The following is a 17,568-nucleotide window of genomic DNA, read 5'->3' on the forward strand; positions in this document are numbered from 1 at the left end:
CCGCCCCGGTTTCCACCGGGGCGGTTTTGTTTTGGCGGACTGTCGTACCGCGGTGGCATAGTCGATCGTATGTTCGATACCGCGACGTTGGTGAGCGGCGAAGCGCTGCCTTCGGAACGTCTCGCGGTGCTGTTCGACGAACTGGCCGAGTTGACTGGTCAACGGAACGCCATCGATGGACGCATCGTGGAGATCGTCGCGGAGCTGGATCGTGACGAATTGTGCGGTGCTACCGGTGCCCGTTCGATCGGGGCCCTGGTCGCGTGGAAGACCGGAGTGTCACCGCGCAATGCCGACACGGTGGTGGCGGTTGCACGTCGGGTCGATCAGTTCCCTCGCTGCGCCGACGGCATGCGGGAGGGTCGTTTGTCGCTGGATCAGGTCGGCGTCATCGCCGAACGCGCGGCCGATGGTTCCGATGAGCACTACGCCGAACTGGCGGCCAGTGCTACGGTCACCCAACTGCGCACCGCGGTCAAACTCGAACCACGACCTGAACCGGATCCGAAGCCCGAACCGCAACGGGAGGTCACCAAGACCGAGGGGGACGGCTACACCACCTGGCGAATCCGATTGCCGCGCCTGGAAGCAGCGAAATTCGAGTCGGGCCTGCAGTCTCACTACGACGGGTTGATAGCCGACTGGAAACGCGACCACAACAGTGACGGCGACGGTGCCCCGGTGCCTGAGCACGCATCCCGGCTTCCGAACAATGTCGATGCGTTCATGAGCCTGGTCGAGGCCGGCTGGGACGCCGACGTGGCTCGCCGCCCGCACGGTCAGCACACCACCGTGGTCGTACATCTTGACGTCGAGAAACCGGTCGCCTCACTGCACATGGGTCCGGTACTGACCGACGACGAGCGTCGGTTCCTGCTGTGTGAGGCCACCTACGAACTCTGGCTCGAACGGCACGGCCAGGTGATCGGCGCGGGCCGCACGACCCGGCAGATCAGCCGCCGGCTGCGCCGCGCGCTCGAGCATCGCGACCGCTGCTGTGTGGTGCCCGGCTGCGGGGCCACCCGCGGTCTGCACGCCCATCACCTCCAACACTGGGAGGACGGCGGTCTCACCGAACTGGACAACCTGGTGCTGCTGTGCCCCTACCACCACCGGTTGCACCACCGGGGCGGCATCACCATCATCGGACCGGCCAGCCACCCGGTCGTGATCGACAGTGCCGGCAAGCAACAACTTCACCCAGGATCGCTGGCCCGTCCGCCGAAGAACCGTCCTCCCGCGGTCGCACCGTGTCCCGGACCGACCGGTGAGCGCGCCGATTGGTGGTGGTACGAACCGTTCCAACCCCAGGCACCGCCACAGACCAACTAGGTCGCCCCCTTTCAGTAGCCGGAATCCCCTTCGGATTCGGCCGCACCCAGCAGAGCCCGCGAGCCTGACACCCCAAGTCTTGTGGCCCCAGCGGCGATCATGGCCTGCGCCTGCTCGAGAGTGCGCACACCACCGGATGCCTTTACCGCCAATCCGGCGTCGTGGACGGTTCGGTACATCAGCTCGACCGCGTGAACGGTCGCGCCGCCGGTGGGATGGAAACCGGTCGAGGTCTTGACGAAGTCGGCGTGTGCCGCCACCGCGGCGCGGCACACTCCGACGATCTCGTCGTCGGTCAGCGCGGCTGATTCGATGATCACTTTCAGCACCGCTGGTGCCAGCGCAGCGGCTCGCACCGCTGCGATGTCGGCTTCGACGCGGTCGAAGGCGCCGTCCTTGGCCGCACCGATGTCGATCACCATGTCGATCTCGTCGGCGCCCTGCTGCACCGCCTCGGCCGCCTCGGCGGCCTTGGTTTGCGAGCTGTGTTTTCCGCTGGGGAAGCCGCACACCGCAGCAACTTTCAGCGTGGCGCCGGACGGTACGTCGACCGGCAGCATCGATGGTGACACGCACACCGAGTAGGTACCCAGCTCCAGTGCCTCGGCGACCAGCGCTTCGACGTCGGATGCGGTCGCTTCGGGCTTGAGCAGGGTGTGGTCGATCATTGCGGCGACCTGTGTCCCGGTCGGTCGGGTGTCGAGCGTCATCGGATTGGGATCCCTTCTGTTGTCGCCCGGATTTCAGGCGGTCTTGGTCTGCCGGTCGAGCACGTAGTTCATGATCAGCGCCGCGATCAGGATCAGTCCGGTCACGAGCATCTGGAAGAACGAGCTCAACCCCAGCAGGTTGAACAGGTTGCGCAGCACAGACAGCAGCAGCACGGCGATGAATGTGCCCATCACGCCGCCCTTTCCGCCGAACAGGCTGGTTCCTCCGAGCACCACTGCCGCGATGGCATCCAGTTCCAGTCCGGTGTGGGCCGTGGGCTGGCCGATGGTGAGCCGTGCGGTGAGCAGTACGCCGGTCAACGCGGCCAGACCGCCGCAGATCACATACGCCGCGGTGGTGATGCGCTGCACCGGTAGTCCGGACAGCCTTGCCGCTTTGGCGTTGCTGCCGACCGCATAGATGTGTTCGCCAAATGTGGTGCGGCGCAGAACCAGGCCGACGACCACGGTGGTGATCACGAAGATCAGCCCGACGACCGGGATACCGGCCACGCTTCCGGCACCCAGAAACCGCAGGCCGATGGGAATCTCCGCGGTTGTGGGGGTGCCGTTGGTGGTCAGGAAGGTCAGGCCGCGGATGCTCTGCATCCCGGCGAGAGTCACCATGAACGCCGGGAGGGCCAGGTAGGCGCTCAATCCGCCCATGATCCCGCCGAGCACCAGCCCGCTCATGATGGCCAGCAGCATGGCGACAGGCCAGGCGATTCCCATTCCGATGAGGATCGCCACCAGCATTCCTGACAGTGCCGCAACGCTTCCCACCGACAGGTCGATGCCAGAGGTGAGGATCACCACCGTCATCCCGATTGCGACGATGCCGGTGAGGCTCGACTGCTGCAGCAGGTTCGCCAGGTTCTGCGAAGAGAGGAATTGTGGGGCGGTGAGGGACGCGACGACGAACAGCGCGACGAAGATGAACAGCAGATTGAACCGCACGATGATGTTCTGGCGGCGTGTCCGGGTGGTGACCGCCGGGCTGGACGGCGCCGGAGGAGCGGACCGTTGGATTTGGTCAGTCAATGTCGTTTCTTCCTGTGACGACGCAGCGGGCGATGTCTGCCGGTGAGGTGGTTCTCGGGTCATATGCAGCGATGTTCTTGCCCTCGTGCATGACCCAGATGAGGTCGCAGTTCTCGGTGAGCTCGCTCATCTCGCTGGACGCCAACAACACCCCGACGCCGGCTTCGGCCAACTCGTGAACCTGTTCGAACAGATCGGCTTTCGCCCCGATGTCCAATCCGCGGGTGGGTTCATCGAGTAGTAGCAGGTCCACCCCTCGGGCCATCCACTTGGCCAGCACCACCTTCTGCTGATTGCCGCCGGAGAGCTGGCCGACCGGCTGATCGATGGACGAGAACTTGACGCCCAGCTGCGCAAGCGGCGGTGTGGCCATTCGTCTGGCGGTCTTCATTGGGTTGATGCCGAATGGCGCCAGCGCTGCGATGCCGGCATTGCGCAGGATCGATTGGTCCAGGAACAGCCCTTGGCTCTTGCGGTCTTCGGGCACCAGGCCGATGCCGGCCAGCACGGCGCCCCGCGGCGTCAACTGGGTGATCCGGGAGCTGCTCAATGTCATGTCGAGTGCGGCCCGGCGGTCGCCGAACAGGGTGGCCAGCAGCGTGGAACGTCCTGCGCCACCCAACCCCGCCAGCCCGACGATCTCGCCACGGCCGACGGTGATACCCGATACGTCGATCGTTCCTGGGATGACGGCGCGGCGAACATCCAGTAACGCGGCTCTCTCGCCGGCTGGACGGGACGGCCTGGGCACGCGGGATTCGAGGCCGCGACCGATCATCGCCTCGACCAATTCGTTCTTGCTGACCGTCGCGATGTCGAACACGCCGACGGTCGCCCCGTCGCGCATGACGGTGGCACGGTCGCCGATGGCCTTCACTTCGTCGAGCCGGTGCGAAATGTAGATCACCGATTTGCCTGCGGCGGTGAGTTCGCCGATGACGCGGAACACTTCGGCCAGATCGTGATCGGTGAGCGTGGCGCTGGGTTCGTCCATGATGACGATGCGGGCATCAGTGGTGAGCGCCTTCGCGATCGCGGTCAGTTGCTGATCCGAGACAGACAGCTTGGCGACTGCATCGGAGGGTGCGAACCGGCCGCCGACTCGGGCGATCGCCTCGGCCGCCCGGCGATCGCGTTCTCGGCGTGAGATGAATGGGCCGCGCCGCGGCTCGTGGCCCAGGAAGAGGTTCTGCGCCACGGTCATATCCGGGATGAGATCCAGTTCCTGGTAGATGGTGTTGATCCCGGCCCGGACACCGTCGATGGGGGAGCCGAACGAGACGTCCTCGCCATCGAGGGCGATTGTTCCGGAATCCGGGGTGTAGGAACCCGACAGAATCTTCATCAGAGTGCTTTTGCCCGCGCCGTTTTCGCCGAGCAGGCAGTGCACCTCACCCCGGGCGACCTCGAGCGTCGCGCCATCGCAGGCCCTGGTTCCCGGGAACGTTTTCACGATGTCCCGCATCCGCAGTGCGGGCACCTGCCCGGTGCCGGCGATCCGGGCGGGCAGCGTCGCTTCCGCGTTGTGGCTAGTGGTCATGTCGCTGCTCCAGCACGGACTGTGCCGTGGTTTCGTCGGTGATCAGGACCGAACACAGTCCACTGGTCAGGGCGCCGATGACGACGGGGACTTTGTGCGTTCCCGCCGCCACGGCAATGGCGCAGTTCGCTTTCTTGACGTCATCGAGGCTGAGACCCACTGTGCGCCTGTCGATGTCGGCATAGGCGATCTCGCCGCTCGCGGTGATGTAGTGGGCCAGGACGTCCCCGCAGGCCCCGGCTGATTCGAGTTGGGCGAGTTCGGCAGGCGTGATCGCGCCTGACTCGACCAGAACCGATGTTGGTCCGAGCGCTCCCAGCGAGAACAGGATGGCGTCTGCCTTGCGGGCACGCGACAGGACGTCTTCGACGAACCCCTCGGCGTAGAGCGCATCACGGGTTTCGATTCGTTCGACGATTGCCGGCACCGGCAGCAGGGTGGCCTGCCCGTTGCCGCTGTGGGCGATACTGGTGACGATGTTGGCGGCCTTCGTGGGGTGTACCGACCGGCTCACCCCACCGTTGACCTGGATGACCTCGATTCCGGCTGTCCATCCGTTGGGCAGCACCGCCGCGATCTGCTGAAGGGTGTTGCCCCAAGATACTCCCAGGGTCGTGATCCACGAGGAGTTCGACTTCAGGTAATTGGCTGCGGCCGTGGCGATGTGCTCGCCTGCCGTGTCGGCGGTGTCCGGACCAGGAACGACTACGCATTCGCGAAGACCGAATCGGCTACGCATCTCCACTTCGAGGTCGGTCCGGCGCGCCTGTGGATGCACGATCTTGATCTGTACGAGGCCGACGCCACGGGCCTCGTCGAGCAGCCGTCCCACCTTCCATCGGGTCAGGTGGAGTTCGGACCCGATGTCTTCCTGGGTGCGGCCTTGCTCGTAGTAGCACTGAGCCACGTAGAGCAGCAGGTCGGTGTGGCTCCGGTCGGCGGGTGCACTCATCACCTCACCACCCGGAAGGGTCCGCGGGCGCCCGCCGTAGGGTCGGAATCGCGGTCAGCGGTGTCACACATGAACGGGCGCAGCGCGGCGGTCAACCGCTGATAGTCGCCAAAGGTCTGCTCGTACACCGCTATTCGCTTGGGATCGGGTTCCAGCAGTCGTACTCGGGGGGCGAACAGTTGCGAGCCCGCGCTCAAGCTGGGAACGATCCCGGCGGCGGTCGCCGCGATCACCGCGCAGGCCCGGAGGGTGAGGTTCTCGCCGATCACCAGTTCGGCGGGCCGTCCGAGCACATCGATTGTGACCTTCTGCCACAACGAGTTTCGCTCGATACCGCCGGAGAAGACCAGGCGCGCGCAGGGCACCCCGGACCGTTCGAATGACTCGATCACGCTCCGGGTGCCACAGGCGACCGCCTCGACCATCGCCCGGTACAGTTCGGCCTTCGTGGTGCCGAGCGTCAGCCCGACCACGGCCCCGCGCAACCGGGCCTCGCGGTGCGGGGTGCGGTTGCCCATGAAGTAGTCGAGGGCCCGCAGACCGTGGGCTGCCGGGTCGACCGTGGCGGCCTGGTCGATCAATGCCGACAGGTCGTCGCGGGGCACCCCCATGATGGATTCCCCGGTCCATTTGAGTACCGAACCGCTGGTCACCTGGCCGCCCTCGACCAGCCACTTATTGTGGGTCAACGCATTCGGATACGGGCCCCACACCTCGTTGGAGGTGGTCGGCCGGTCCACTTCGGTGACGATGGCCGAGGATGTGCCGGACACGATGGAGACCAGTCCATCCGTTTTGCCCCCGCAGGCCAGCAGGGACACGTGCGCATCGATGCCGCCGACGGCGACGACCGGTGCGCCCGAGATGGCGAGATCGGCTGCGGCGCTGTCGGTGAGAGTGCCCGCGACACCGCCTATGGCGACGATCTCATCAGGCAGTTTGGCGATCAGATCCTCCATTCCCAGCGCGGCATAGAGCTCGGCGGGGAAACGCCCGGCGAGGGCGTCGTAGTTGTACTTGCAGACGGCGTTCATCTGCGAACCGACCCATCGGCCGGTGAGTCGGAAGGTCAGGTAGTCGACGGCCTCCACGATGCGTGCGGCAGACCGGTAGGCATCCGGATCGTGCTTTTTGAGCCACATCGCCTTTGGCAGTAGCCATTCCGAGGCGTCGGATCCTCCGGACCACTCGAGGATCGGATGCTGCCCGCTCAGTTGCGCGGTGCGCTCCGACTCCGCGGCGCCGCGGGCGTCCATCCACAGGATGGCCGGACGGAGCGGTGTTCCCGCCGCGTCGACCACCGCCACCGTTGAGGCGGTGGTCGACGCGGCGATCGAGATGACCTGGCCGGCCGCCCGGCACGGTTCACTGTCCAGCAGCTGACGAGTTGCGGCGGTGATCGCGGCCCACCAGTCTCGCGGATCCTGCTCTGCCCACCCCGGACGGGGGTGGTGGGTCGAGTAGGGGCGGTGCGCCGTGCCCAGTGGGGTGCCGTCCTCGGTGAATGCGCCGATGCGTGCGCCCTCGGTGCCGAGATCGATCGTCAGAAGGATTCCCATGATTCAGTCCTTGTTGGGCAGGAACAGCACTTTTGAGGAGAAGACCGAGCGGTCGCCCAGCTGCTGCATCATCTCCGGTAATGCCGACAGCGGCAGTTCGTGGGTGATCATGAACTCCCACTTGAGTTTTCCTTCGGCCAGCATCCGAGCCGAGGTGCGCCACTCGTCGCCGGGGAATGGCGCCGAGAAGGAGTTCCACGAGCCGTGGAGGCTGGTCTCCAGCCGCATGAACCGGTTGAAGGTGTCCTTGTCCAGCGTGACGGGTGCGTGCGGGATGCCGACGAAGACCGCGTGGCCGTGCGGGCCGGTCAGATTCGCCGCCATATCGGCCGTCGCGGGAACACCGGCGGACTCGAGCACGATGTCGAAGCCCCGGCCACCGAGGGCTCGGGCCTCCTCGACGCCTTGTACCGCGTGAGTGGCGCCGGCTTCACGTGCCATGGCTGCCTTCTCCTCGCTGAGGTCGACCGCCACGATCTGGCTGGCGCCGTGCAGCTTTGCCCATTGAACGGCGAAGAGCCCGATCGGCCCCGCGCCGATGACGAGGACGCGGTGCCCGGCCCGTAGGTTGGTCTTCCACAGTCCGTGCAGCGCGATGGCGGCCGGGTCCAGCATGGCGGCTGCGCGGGGATCGATGCCCGCGGGCAGTTTCAGGAGGTTTCCGACCGGGCTGACGACGTACTGAGCGTAGGCGCCATCGGATCTACTACCGAAGTAGTCGTAGTTCTCGCAGAGCCCGAACGCGCCCTTGGCGCAGAAGTCGCAGCTGCGGCAGGGGATCAGTGGGGGGACCGATACCAGTTCGCCGACGCCGAATCCGTCTACGCCTTCGCCGAGTTCGGCCACCCAGCCGGAGAACTCGTGCCCGCAGATGATGGGCATGACATATCCGCCGTTGCGCAGCATCCTGGGGATGTCGGACCCGCACACTCCGCAGGCCGCCACTTTGAGCAGCACTTCACCGGGTCCGGGTTTGGGTACCGGCGCCTGCTCGACCCGGATGTCGCCCGGCGCGTACATCACCGCCGCGGTCATCGTCTCGGGCAGGGCCGGTGACACTGACCGACTGGTCGGTGCGGGGGCCTCGATTGTCATCGACGTTGTCTCCTTGTGTGTTGTCACGACTGACTGGAACTCGACGCGCTATTTGGCGGCGGCGAAAGTTGTTCCACCTTCCAGCGCTTGCGCGTTGGACTTGTTCACCAGACCCGTTCCGGCATCGACGAATTCGGGAACCGACTCTCCACGGGCGGCCTTGACCGCGGTCTGGATGGCCCGCTGGCCTTCGGCATTGGGGTCATTGAGTGCGGTGGCGATGTATTGATCGCCGGTTGCGATGGCGTGCACCGCCTCCATCAGGCCGTCCACGCCGAAAACCTTGACGTCGGTGCGGTGGTTCTCGGTGAGCACCTGCAGGGCGCCCAGCGCCATATCGTCGTTCTGGGCGTAGACGGCCTTGAGATCGGGATGGGCTTGCAGGAGGTCCTGCATGGCGGTGACGGCTTTGGACCTGGTGTAGTCGGCATACGGACCATCGACGATGGCGATGTTGGGCTGGGCCGATACCGCCGCCTTGAATCCTTCGCCGCGGTCGCGCGCCACCGCGCCACCCGCGTCGCCCTGAATCTGGATGATCTTGCCCCCGGCCGGCCCGAGTGAGTCAACGGCTGCCTTGCCGACGAGCTGGCCCATCGCTTTGTTGTCGCGGCCGACAAACGCCGCGGCGCCCGATTCGACCGGCCGGTCGACGGTGACGACCTTGATGCCCGCAGCCTTGGCAGCCGCCAGGGAAGGCGTCACGCCCTTCGGATCGACCGGATTGATCACTAGAACGTTGATCCCACGGGTGATCAGATCCTGGACGTCGTTGTTCTGCTTTGTCACATCGCCGTTGGCATCGGCGTAGTAGAACTCGTTGCCCTGCGCTTGAGCCTCGGCCTTGGCCGCATCTGTGAGCGCGACGTAGAAGGGGCTCTGCTGGGTTGCCTGGCTGAAGCCGATCTTGACCGGTCCGTCGACCACGGCGTTCGTGCCCTGGGCGGCGTTGTCACCCGGTACTGAACACGCGGAGAACGCTACGGCCATTGCGGCTGCGAGCGCGATTCCCGAGGCTTTTGCGAGTCTCACTGTTCCTCCTAGCTGTGCGCGTCGGTACTTGGTGCCGCGCATGACGACGATCACGTTAGGAACGGAGAAGTGAGCCCGTCAACATATGCGCATAACTTTGCTCATATGAGCACGAGCGAGTGTGGGGAGCTCTTCTGAAGAGCAGGTACCGCTGGCCCGTGGCGCCGCGGATCACGCCTCCGTCGCGAGACGCACTCCGAATCCGACGAGTACCAGCCCGGTTAGGGTGTCCAGCCGCCGGCGTATCCGCGGCGTCTGCATCCAGCCCGCGATGGTGCCGGAGGCGGCCACCAGGCCGGCGCAGTAGAACGCGGTCAGCACGATGAAGATCCCGCCCAGCGCAAGCGTGGCCCAGCCCACCGGATAGCCGTGCGGCACGAATCCCGGCAGGAAGCTCAGGAAGAACACCCCGACCTTGGGGTTGAGGATGTCGGTGAGGAACCCGGCCGTGAAGCCGGACCGCATCAAGCCAATTCGCTCGGGTCCCGGCTCGGTCATCTCGGTCACCGTCTGCCGCAATGAGCGCAGTGACTGCACACCCATCCACACCAGGTAGCAGGCGCTTGCGACCTTGAGTACCTCGTAGCCGATCTCGCTGGCCCGCAGCCTTGCGGCCAGTCCGATGGCGGCCGCGCCTACCCAGACCACCAGACCGCACAGCACACCCAGTGACGTCAGCACCCCGCTCCGGATGCCGCCGCGCACCAGACTGCGCACCACCACCAGGGTGTCCGGCCCGGGCAGCAGCACCACGACGACTGCCGCCCCGATGAACGAGATGAGGCTGACCAGCACCGGGCCATGGTAGACGCCGGTGCGTCGGGATCGGTCCGGCTTCAACGACGTTACGGGCGCCGGGGGCGATCGTGACATCCACTGCTGGGTGATTGCGCCCGGGGTCGCCTTGGCATGCGCGGCCAAACCGCGCCGTCGATACTTGACCACATGGCGGAGAGTGGACACCTGGACACAGCGCTCGATCCGATCGGTGCGGTTCAGCGCACCCCGGTGGGTCGCGAGGCCACCGAGCCGATGCGCGAGGACATCCGATTACTCGGCGCGATTCTCGGCGACACCGTGCGAGAGCAGAACGGTGCCGACGTCTTCGACCTGGTCGAGCGGGCCCGGGTGGAATCCTTCCGGGTCCGCCGGTCGGAAATCGACCGGGCCGAGCTGGCTGATCTGTTCACCGGCATCGACGTCCGCCAGGCCATCCCGGTCATCCGCGCCTTTACCCACTTCGCCTTGCTGGCCAACGTCGCCGAGGACATCCACCGGGAGCGTCGCCGTGCGGTGCACGAGGCGGCCGGTGAGCCGCCGCAGGACAGCAGCCTGGCCGCGACGTATCGCAAGCTGGATCAGGCGATCTCGTCCGTCGGCCTTGATTCCGCCACCGTCGCCCATGCGTTGAGCGGCGCCCTGGTCGCACCGGTGATCACTGCACACCCGACCGAAACCCGGCGCCGGACCGTGTTCGACACCCAGCATCGGGTCACCGAATTGATGCGGCTGCGCCTGCACGGGCTGAGCCGCACCGCCGACGGCCGCGATATCGAGGTGGAGCTGCGCCGCCACATCCTCACGCTGTGGCAGACCGCGCTGGTGCGGTTGTCGCGACTGAAGATCTCCGATGAGATCGAGACCGGGCTGCGGTACTACCCGGCCGCGTTCTTCGAGGTGATCCCACAGGTCAACGCCGAAGTGCGCGAGGCGCTGCAGGCCCGCTGGCCCGGCGCACATCTGCTGGAGCAGCCGATCCTGCGGCCGGGAAGCTGGATCGGCGGCGACCGTGACGGGAATCCGAACGTGGACGCCGGCGTGGTGCGACTGGCCACCGGGCGTGCCGCCCACGTGGCATTCGAGCATTACTTCACCGAGATCACCGCCCTGGAAGAAGAGCTGTCGATGTCGGCGCGGCTGGTCACGGTCACCGAGGGCCTCATGGCCCTGGCCAGTGTCTGTCACGAGCCGGCCCGTGCCGACGAACCGTACCGGCGGGCACTGCGGGTGATCCATGCCCGCCTGACCGCCACCGGCCGCGAAATCCTCGACGAGCAGCCCGAACACGAGCTCGACCTCGGCCTCCAGCCCTACCGCACCCCGGAGGAGTTCCTGGCCGACCTCGACGCGGTGGACGCCTCGCTGCGTGTCAACGGCAGCGCGGTGCTGGCCGACGATCGGCTGGCTCGGCTGCGAGAAGCGGTGCTGGTCTTCGGTTTTCACCTGTGCGGCCTGGACATGAGGCAGAACTCCGAGGTGCACGAGCAGGTGGTCGCCGAGTTGTTGGCCTGGGCCGGAGTGCATCCCGACTACGCCTCGCTGCCCGAATCTCAGCGGGTGGAACTGCTCGCGGGGGAAATCTCGACCCGTCGACCGTTGATCGGGGAAGGTGCCGAGCTGTCCGAGTTGGCTCGCAAAGAACTCGACATCGTCGGTGCCGCTGCGCGCGCGGTCAGCGTGTTCGGTCCGCAGTCCGTGCCCAACTACATCATCTCGATGTGCCAGTCGGTGTCCGATCTGCTCGAAGCCGCAATTTTGCTTAAAGAGGCAGGGCTGCTCGATGTGTCGGGCGCGGCCCACGGCGATGACGTGTACGCGCCGGTCGGGATCGTGCCGCTGTTCGAAACCATCGACGACCTCCAGCGGGGATCCTCCATCCTGCAGGAGGCGCTCGCGCTGCCGGTCTACCGCAGCATCGTCTCCGCGCGCGGGCAGCACCAGGAAGTGATGCTGGGGTACTCGGACTCTAACAAGGACGGCGGCTACCTGGCGGCGAACTGGGCCCTGTACCGCGCCGAGTTGGACCTCGTCGAAGCCGCGCGCAAGACCGGGATTCGGTTGCGCCTGTTCCATGGTCGGGGCGGCACCGTGGGCCGTGGTGGCGGACCCAGCTACGACGCGATCCTGGCGCAGCCCCCTGGCGCGGTGAATGGTTCGCTCCGGATCACCGAACAGGGCGAGGTGATCGCGGCGAAGTACGCGGAGCCGCGGATCGCGCACCGCAACCTGGAGACGTTGTTGGCCGCGACCCTGGAATCCACCCTGCTCGACGTCGAGGGGCTGGGTGATGACGCCGAGCCCGCCTACCAGCTGCTGGATGAGCTGGCGGCCCTGGCGCAGCGGTCCTACGCCGAACTGGTCCACGAGACACCGGGATTCGTCGAGTACTTCAAGGCGTCGACACCGGTCAGCGAGATCGGTGCGCTCAACATCGGCAGCCGACCCAGCTCACGCAAGCCGACCACCTCGATAGCCGACCTGCGGGCCATCCCGTGGGTGCTGGCCTGGAGCCAGTCCCGGGTGATGCTGCCCGGCTGGTACGGCACCGGCACGGCGTTCGAACAATGGATCGGCGACGACGAGACCCGAGTCGCCGTGCTGCAGGACCTCTACGAGCGTTGGCCGTTTTTCCGCACCGTGCTGTCGAACATGGCGCAGGTGCTGTCCAAGTCGGATATGGGCCTGGCGGCACGGTATTCCGAGTTGGTCGACGACGCAGAACTGCGGGCCCGGGTATTCGACAAGATCGTCGCCGAACATGATCGCACCATCGCCATGTACAAACTGATCACCGGTCAGGACGACCTGCTGGCCGACAACCCGGCGTTGGCCCGCTCGGTGTTCAACCGGTTCCCGTACCTCGAACCGCTGAATCATCTTCAGGTCGAGCTGCTGCGCAGGTTCCGCGCGGGGGACACCGACGAACTGGTGCAGCGCGGAATCCTGCTCACGATGAGCGGTCTGGCGACCGCGTTGCGCAACAGCGGCTGAACTTGTTGCTGCCGCAACGGTGGCTGAACGGTGGCTATCCCACCAGGATGTCGGTGAGCCGGAGCGATACGGTGGCCCTGCGGTCGGCGTAACTCCGTGCGGCACGCTGGATCTCGGCGGTCTGCTCCGTTCTGACGCGCTGATAACGCCGCAGTGCCTGAGCGAAGTCGCCGTCGCGCGCAGTGGCGACCTGGGCGGCCAGCTCGGCGGCATCCTGGATGGCCTGGTTGGCACCCTGGCCGCCGAACGGCGTCATCGGGTGGGCTGCGTCCCCGAGTAGCGCCACCCGTGCGCTGGTCCACCGGTCGATCGGATCTCGGTCGTACACCGGGTGCATGTAGACCGGGCTCGTCGCGGCACGCAGCATCCGCCCGATCGCCGGATCGAATTCGTCGAACTGGCGGGCCAGTGCCTGCAGATCGGCCTGGGCCGACCACAAGTGCAGGGGCGGCTCGTCCACGCCGAGCGTGGCGTCGACCGCCACCTGTCGGCCGGCCCGCACCGGCATGGAGATGACGTGTTTGGCGTAGTCCGCGGAATGCCAGGACCGGAGCCGGTCATTGGGGGCATCGAGGCATTCGGCCGGGCTGACGGCCCGGAAGATCACCGAACCGCAGTAGTGAATGTCGTCGGTGCTGAACATCTTCCGGACTCTGGAGCGCAGGCCGTCGGCCGCGATCACCAAACCGGCCCGCTGCACCTCACCGTTGCTGAAGCTGAGGTCGACGTGATCGTCACGCTCGATGATGCCGGCGAGTTCGTGGCTGAGCCGGACATTCTCCGATCCCACCGTCGACACCAGCAGACTGTGCAGATCGGCGCGGTGCACGGTGCGTGGGGACACCTCGGCGTCGGCGTATCCGAATCGGCCGTGTTCCCCGCCTGCCTCGGGTGTCGCGGCGTAATCGGTGATCTTCTCGACCCGCCCCTGCTGATCGCGGTTCTCGAAGTACTTTGTGGCCGAGGAAATCTCGTTGAAGGCGTCGACGATGTTCCACTGGTCCAGCAGTCTCAGGGTCTGCGGTGAGATGCCCAGCGGGCCGCCGACCTCGCCGAGTTCACGGGTCTTGTCGAACACGACGGGACGATGGCCGTGGTGCTGCAGGGCCACGGCGGCGGCGAGTCCACCGAGGCCGGCGCCGACGATGGCGATATCCATGATGTGCCTTTCAGGTTCAGGGGATTCGGGCCAGGGCCTCGGCGTCGAGGTGGACACCGGACAGCGCGCCGGGCCGATAGCTGGTGACGGTGCGGACATTGCAGAGCGGCAGCCACAGGCCGCCCGCGAGGATCCGACCCTGGATGTCGTGCACCATCGCCCGTCGGGCGTCGGGATCCGTGCAGGTGAGCTGGGCGTCGAGCAGTGTGTCGAGGTCGTCGGGCCGGGCGCGGCGGTTCATGTTCCGCTGGCCGACGGCGAACTGGTATCGCAACAGATCGGGGTCACTGCCCGTGAAATAGAAGAACCGGAAGTCGTAGTCGCCGGACTGCTGGCGGCTGCGCAATTCGGGGAAGTCGACATCGGCAAGGGTGAGCTCGATGCCGTGTTGCTTCCACTGTGCGGCGACCGCGGTGAGAATTGCGGCGTCGACGGGGGAGAAGGTGCTGTTGAACACCACGTCGAACGACAGCCGCTGCGCGCCTGTCGTCGCGAGTAGTCGGTGGGCGGTCGCCGGGTCGTAGGCGAGTTCGGCCGAGCAGTCGCGGTAGCAGTCAGCCGTCGGCGTGAGTACCGAGGACGCGACCGTGTACCCGGCGGCGTCCAGGATCGGACGCAGTGCTTGACGATCGATCAACAACGACAGTGCACGCCGGATCCTGTTGTCGGTGAGCGGGCCGCGGGATGCGTTGGGACACAACCCGTAACTGATGCCCGGGTTGTGGAGTTCGGCGACGACGTAGCCATCGGTCAACCCGGCGTGCAGGTCACCGGTGTCGGCCTTGCGGAAAATCAACCGGCGAGATCCGTCCGTCACCCCACCCTCGATCGACCGCCACCGGCCGGTGCCCAAGCCGGGGGCCTTGCGGATCGCCAGGTTCACGCCGGCCAGCGACCGTAGGAACGCCGCGTTGTGGCGCACGAAGTGAAATGTCACCGTGCCGGTCCCGGCCTCGATACGGTCGAGTCCGGTGAGCATCGTGACGGCAGCGGGCAGCGGTGAAACCTGTTTCAGGGCAGTGATGCCCGAGAAGCTCTGCGCCACCGCCTCGGGTGTGAGCGGTGTTCCGTCGGAGAAACGCCTGTCGGGCCGGATCCTCAGGTCGAGGGTGAGCGGGTCGCGGTAGTTCCACGAGGTGGCCAGCCACGGCAACAGTTTCCCGGTGCCGGGGTCGATGTCGAGCAGGCTCTCATAGATCAGCCGGCAGTACGTTTTCGAGATGCTGTTGTACGCCAGTCGCGGATCGTCGGTGAGCTGGTGAGTCGGCCAGCCGAACGTGAGGGCGCGCATCATCGCACCCGTGCCAATTGTGTTGCCCGCCAGGCAGAGAAGGCCGCCAGCGTCGCGACCAGCCCGGTCACCGTCACCAGCACGGCCGTCCCGCCGAACAGTGTGGGGCCAAGGCCGTCGACCATCGTCGCTCCCGCTGCCACCCCGATCGCGGCGCCCAACGCCCGAAGATAGTGGTACAGGCTGGAATCGAACGGGATGTGCGTCGAATTGGTCAGCACGTTACTGGCCAACGAACTCCACAGGAATCCCATCGCGGCGCCCATCAGCGCCGCACTGACCAGTAGTAGCTGTGCGGTCAGGCTCAGCCCGGCCACGATCAGGAATGCCGAGCCGACACACACGAGACGGGTGCTCTTCCGATTGTCCCCGGGCCTGCCGAACCCCAACATCGGGATCAGCCCGGCGAAGAACGCCATCGGCAACAGAAACAGTGCTGAGCCATAGGAATTCAGCCCTCGCACCTGTTGCAGGACATACACCACCGACAGCGTGAACACGTTCGTCGCGATGCCGGCCACGAAGACCACGACCAGGCTTGCCGACAGCACGCGCGGCTGTGACCGGCCGCGCAGGACGATCACGGCAAGCCCGAGCAGCATCGCCACCGAGAGCAGGACCACCTTGGTGTTCAGCGTGGTGGACCAGCCGATCGCCAGGAAGATCGCCAACTGCACCACGGCGAGGCCGACGACCGGGATCGTCTCCCGGTCAGTCGTGGCGCCCTCTTCGGGCGAAGCCGGGTACCCCGGTGCCAGGCCCAGCAGCACCATCGCCACGATGGTGGTCACCACGGTCTCGTACGGAAACGAGCGCCAACCCCACAGATCGTTGAGCAGTGCGGTGATCAGTGGTGAGCACAAGGCAGATGCCGACACCACCAGGCCCCAGGCGCCCAGGACGGCCGAATGGTGGTCCGGATAGAACTGCGCCCGGATGATCCGAAAGATCTGAGGTGCGAGCACAGCCGAGGCGATGCCCTGCAAGAACCGCAACGCGATGAGGACCCAGAACTCGGGACTGAGACCGGCCGCGATACCTAGCACGGCCAGCGCCGCCGAACTGGCGAAGAACGCGGGCTTGGGCCGGCAGCGGTGCGAGAGCACGCCCGCGGGCAGCAACGCCAGACAGAATCCGGCCAGGAATGCCACACCGATGTAAGCGGCCTGTGAGAACGGGATGCCGAACTGGTCGGCAACCGCTGAGTTCAACAGCACAGCAGACGACGAGTTGGAGTAGAGGGTGTATTCGGTCAGGTAGAGCGACGCCGCAACGGCGTATAGGGACGGCTTCATGACGCCTCGAAGCTGATAGCAGGGATCAAATGGGCAGCGGAGCTAACCCGAGATCCTCTTCAGCGGCGCCAGACGGGCCCGGTTCCAGATCGACGCCAGCAAACTAGGTGCGAACGACGCAGCGACGCGCACGGAATGTGCGTCTGCGCGATCGAATTCGGCACCCATGGCAACCACTGTAACGGAGGTGCCGAACGGGCCGGACCTACAGACCTGTGCTCTTGCGGACCCGGCTGATCATCCCGCGCACCGCGCTCTCCGTCGCTGCCAGCGGCGACATCACCGCTTCTCCGATCTCGACGATGGCTTCGACGCGGTCCACGATCGACTCCAGACGTTCGACGACGCCGATGAGGCGGGGCGCGAGTTCATCGATGCGGGTGATGGTGTCGTTGAACCGGTCCAGGGTGGCATCCAGGCCCCCGGTCGTCTTGTTCAGGTCGACCAGTGTGCTGCTCAGATCGGTGAGCAGGGTGTCGACCTGTTCCACCGTCATGTCGGCGTTGAGCGCGGCCTGCGTCAAGGTTCGTATTCGCTGCCGTCCGGAGTTCGGGCGGGCAGGGCCGTCTCCTTTGTCTGCCATGCCAGCAAGTATGGCCGGTAGGGAACCAAACGTGGACGAACCGCGTCTGAATGATTGTGCGGCAATTCTGCGAACACCGAGCCCGGTCGGCCGGTGCGGCCGACCGGGTCACCCCCAACCGCGTGGTGGCCGATTATCTGGCCGGTTATGCCGAGGCCTTGGCGGACGCGACGAGCGAGCGGCACGGCGGTGCCGCGGATGACTAGGC

Annotated in this window: 15 protein-coding genes; 3 read left to right on the forward strand and 12 right to left on the reverse strand. The window is 66.1% G+C overall.

Annotated features, from left to right (window positions below; translation table 11 throughout):
• The first annotated feature begins 69 nt into the window (after positions 1-69).
• The gene (locus EYZ64_RS14825; protein ID WP_135454248.1) at positions 70-1,332 is read left to right on the forward strand and encodes an HNH endonuclease signature motif containing protein; all 1,263 of its coding nucleotides are present in this window, start codon (positions 70-72) and stop codon (positions 1,330-1,332) included.
• Between the two features lie 11 nt (positions 1,333-1,343).
• On the opposite strand, the gene deoC is transcribed toward EYZ64_RS14825, so the two are convergent.
• From deoC to EYZ64_RS14865, 8 genes are all read right to left on the reverse strand, one after another.
• Positions 1,344-2,042, reverse strand: coding sequence for a deoxyribose-phosphate aldolase (gene deoC, locus EYZ64_RS14830; RefSeq protein WP_135454250.1), 699 nt, complete (start codon positions 2,040-2,042; stop codon positions 1,344-1,346).
• A gap of 33 nt (positions 2,043-2,075) precedes the next feature.
• Positions 2,076-3,083, reverse strand: coding sequence for an ABC transporter permease (locus EYZ64_RS14835; RefSeq protein ID WP_135454252.1), 1,008 nt, complete (start codon positions 3,081-3,083; stop codon positions 2,076-2,078).
• Positions 3,076-4,623, reverse strand: a complete 1,548-nt coding sequence (locus EYZ64_RS14840; protein ID WP_135454255.1) for a sugar ABC transporter ATP-binding protein — start codon at positions 4,621-4,623, stop codon at positions 3,076-3,078. The genes EYZ64_RS14835 and EYZ64_RS14840 overlap by 8 nt, the downstream gene beginning before the upstream one ends.
• Entirely contained in the window at positions 4,613-5,575 is a 963-nt protein-coding gene (locus EYZ64_RS14845; RefSeq protein WP_135454257.1) for a sugar-binding transcriptional regulator, read from the reverse strand. The genes EYZ64_RS14840 and EYZ64_RS14845 overlap by 11 nt, the downstream gene beginning before the upstream one ends.
• On the reverse strand, positions 5,575-7,134 hold the full coding sequence (locus EYZ64_RS14850; protein WP_135454258.1) for an FGGY-family carbohydrate kinase: 1,560 nt from the start codon (positions 7,132-7,134) through the stop codon (positions 5,575-5,577). Before EYZ64_RS14850 ends, EYZ64_RS14845 begins: the two co-directional genes overlap by 1 nt.
• A 3-nt stretch (positions 7,135-7,137) precedes the next feature.
• On the reverse strand, positions 7,138-8,229 hold the full coding sequence (locus EYZ64_RS14855; RefSeq protein ID WP_135454260.1) for a galactitol-1-phosphate 5-dehydrogenase: 1,092 nt from the start codon (positions 8,227-8,229) through the stop codon (positions 7,138-7,140).
• A 48-nt stretch (positions 8,230-8,277) separates the two neighbouring features.
• Positions 8,278-9,261: a substrate-binding domain-containing protein gene (locus tag EYZ64_RS14860; protein WP_286174921.1), complete on the reverse strand. Its 984-nt coding sequence runs from the start codon at positions 9,259-9,261 to the stop codon at positions 8,278-8,280.
• Positions 9,262-9,432: 171 nt separating this feature from the next.
• Positions 9,433-10,056: a LysE family translocator gene (locus EYZ64_RS14865; protein ID WP_135454263.1), complete on the reverse strand. Its 624-nt coding sequence runs from the start codon at positions 10,054-10,056 to the stop codon at positions 9,433-9,435.
• Between the two features lie 150 nt (positions 10,057-10,206).
• Between EYZ64_RS14865 and ppc the strand changes: the two genes are divergently transcribed.
• Complete coding sequence (gene ppc / locus EYZ64_RS14870) at positions 10,207-13,032, forward strand: phosphoenolpyruvate carboxylase (RefSeq protein WP_135454264.1); 2,826 nt, start codon at positions 10,207-10,209, stop codon at positions 13,030-13,032.
• Between the two features lie 34 nt (positions 13,033-13,066).
• On the opposite strand, the gene EYZ64_RS14875 is transcribed toward ppc, so the two are convergent.
• From EYZ64_RS14875 to EYZ64_RS14890, 4 genes are all read right to left on the reverse strand, one after another.
• On the reverse strand, positions 13,067-14,191 hold the full coding sequence (locus tag EYZ64_RS14875; protein WP_167857835.1) for an FAD-dependent oxidoreductase: 1,125 nt from the start codon (positions 14,189-14,191) through the stop codon (positions 13,067-13,069).
• 16 nt (positions 14,192-14,207) lie between these two features.
• Positions 14,208-15,482: an ABC transporter substrate-binding protein gene (locus tag EYZ64_RS14880; protein ID WP_167857836.1), complete on the reverse strand. Its 1,275-nt coding sequence runs from the start codon at positions 15,480-15,482 to the stop codon at positions 14,208-14,210.
• On the reverse strand, positions 15,482-16,777 hold the full coding sequence (locus EYZ64_RS14885; protein ID WP_135454270.1) for an MFS transporter: 1,296 nt from the start codon (positions 16,775-16,777) through the stop codon (positions 15,482-15,484). The genes EYZ64_RS14880 and EYZ64_RS14885 overlap by 1 nt, the downstream gene beginning before the upstream one ends.
• A 205-nt stretch (positions 16,778-16,982) precedes the next feature.
• Positions 16,983-17,360 (reverse strand): ATPase, encoded by a 378-nt coding sequence (locus tag EYZ64_RS14890; protein ID WP_135454272.1) that lies wholly within the window; start codon positions 17,358-17,360, stop codon positions 16,983-16,985.
• 50 nt (positions 17,361-17,410) lie between these two features.
• Here EYZ64_RS14890 and EYZ64_RS32050 point away from each other — a divergent pair, with 50 nt between their 5' ends.
• Positions 17,411-17,566: a hypothetical protein gene (locus tag EYZ64_RS32050; RefSeq protein ID WP_167857837.1), complete on the forward strand. Its 156-nt coding sequence runs from the start codon at positions 17,411-17,413 to the stop codon at positions 17,564-17,566.
• The last annotated feature ends 2 nt before the right edge of the window (positions 17,567-17,568 follow it).

This window comes from Mycobacterium sp. DL99, from assembly GCF_004762045.1.
Taxonomy (GTDB): Bacteria; Actinomycetota; Actinomycetes; order Mycobacteriales; family Mycobacteriaceae; genus Mycobacterium.